Origin of the sequence: Streptomyces sp. XM83C (assembly GCF_023072675.1) — a bacterium.
In the GTDB taxonomy this organism is placed as follows: Bacteria; Actinomycetota; Actinomycetes; order Streptomycetales; family Streptomycetaceae; genus Streptomyces; species Streptomyces thermocoprophilus.
On sequence record NZ_JALLGL010000546.1, the window covers coordinates 1 to 1,615 of the forward strand.

Sequence of the window (1,615 nt, forward strand, 5' to 3'; positions counted from 1 at the left end):
TCGGCGGTGCGGATCTTCACCCGGCCGATGTCGTTGGCGGCGAGCTGTCCGGGGTGCGGGTGCAGCGACAGGTCGTCCAGGGTGAGCCGGGAGGGGATGTCCTTCACGATGGCCTTGACGGTGCGGGTGCCGTGCTTGAGGAGCACGCGGTGGCCGACCTTCAGCGGCTCGTCCGCGACGTGGCAGACGGTGGCCTCGATGTCCTGGGTGGTCGGCGGGGCGTCCTTGCTGGGGACGATGAGGTCGCCGCGGGAGATGTCGATGTCGTCCTCCAGCAGGAGGGTGACCGACTGCGGCGTCCACGCCACGTCCACGGACTCGCCCAGCAGGTCGATCCCGGCGATCCTCGTGGCCCGCCCGGACGGCAGCACCGTCACGGACTCGCCGACGCGGAAGGTGCCGGCGGCGATCTGGCCGGCGTAGCCGCGGTAGTCGGGGTGCTCGGCGCTCTGCGGCCGGATCACGTACTGCACGGGCAGCCGGGCGTGGCAGTGCGCCAGGTCGTGGGCGACCGGCACGGTCTCCAGGTGTTCCAGGACGGTCGGGCCGCCGTACCAGTCCATGTGCGCGGACGGCTCCACGACGTTGTCGCCCTCCAGCGCCGAGATCGGGATCGCGGTCACCTCGGGCACGCCCAGTTCGGTGGCGTACGCCGTGAACTCCTCGGCGATCGCGGCGAACACCTTCTCGTCGTAGCCGACGAGGTCCATCTTGTTCACGGCGAGGACGACGTGCGGGACGCGCAGCAGTGCGGCGATCGCGGCGTGCCGGCGGGTCTGTTCGACGACGCCGTTGCGGGCGTCGACGAGGATCACCGTCAGTTCGGCGGTGGAGGCGCCGGTGACCATGTTCCGCGTGTACTGCACGTGGCCGGGGGTGTCGGCGAGGATGAACCGGCGCCGCGGCGTGGCGAAGTAGCGGTAGGCCACGTCGATGGTGATGCCCTGTTCCCGCTCGGCGCGCAGGCCGTCGGTGAGCAGCGCCAGGTCGGGTGTGCCGTGCCGGGTGACCGACTCCAGCTGGTCGGCGAGGACGGACTTGGAGTCGTGCAGCAGGCGGCCCACCAGGGTGGACTTGCCGTCGTCGACGGAGCCGGCCGTGGCCAGTCGCAGGGTGTCTGCGGTCGTCGTCGCGACGCGGGTCTCGAGAACGGTCATCGCTAGAAGTACCCCTCGCGCTTGCGGTCTTCCATCGCGGCCTCGGACAGCTTGTCGTCGGCGCGGGTGGCGCCCCGCTCGGTGAGCCGGGACGCGGCGATCTCCGCGATCACCTTCTCGACGGTGTCGGCGTCCGAGTCGACGGCGCCGGTGCAGGACATGTCGCCGACGGTCCGGTAGCGCACGAGGCGCTTCTCGACGCTCTCGCCGTCCTTCGGTCCGCCCCACTCGCCGGCGGTCAGCCACATGCCGTTGCGCTGGAACACCTCACGCTCGTGGGCGTAGTAGATCTCGGGCAGTTCGATGCCCTCGCGGGCGATGTACTGCCACACGTCCAGCTCGGTCCAGTTGGACAGCGGGAAGACACGGACGTGCTCGCCGGGGGCGTGCCGGCCGTTGTACAGGTTCCACAGCTCGGGCCGCTGGCGGCGCGGGTCCCACTGGGAGAACTCGTCGCG

General features: G+C 70.8%; 2 protein-coding genes. Both read right to left on the bottom strand.

What is annotated here, in order from left to right:
* Positions 1-1,157 (bottom strand): sulfate adenylyltransferase subunit 1 (locus tag MTQ10_RS30210; protein ID WP_247473803.1); only part of this gene is annotated, 1,157 nt, incomplete at its 3' end.
* A gap of 2 nt (positions 1,158-1,159) precedes the next feature.
* The coding region (gene cysD, locus MTQ10_RS30215) for a sulfate adenylyltransferase subunit CysD (protein ID WP_247473805.1) at positions 1,160-1,615 on the bottom strand (456 nt) is incomplete at its 5' end.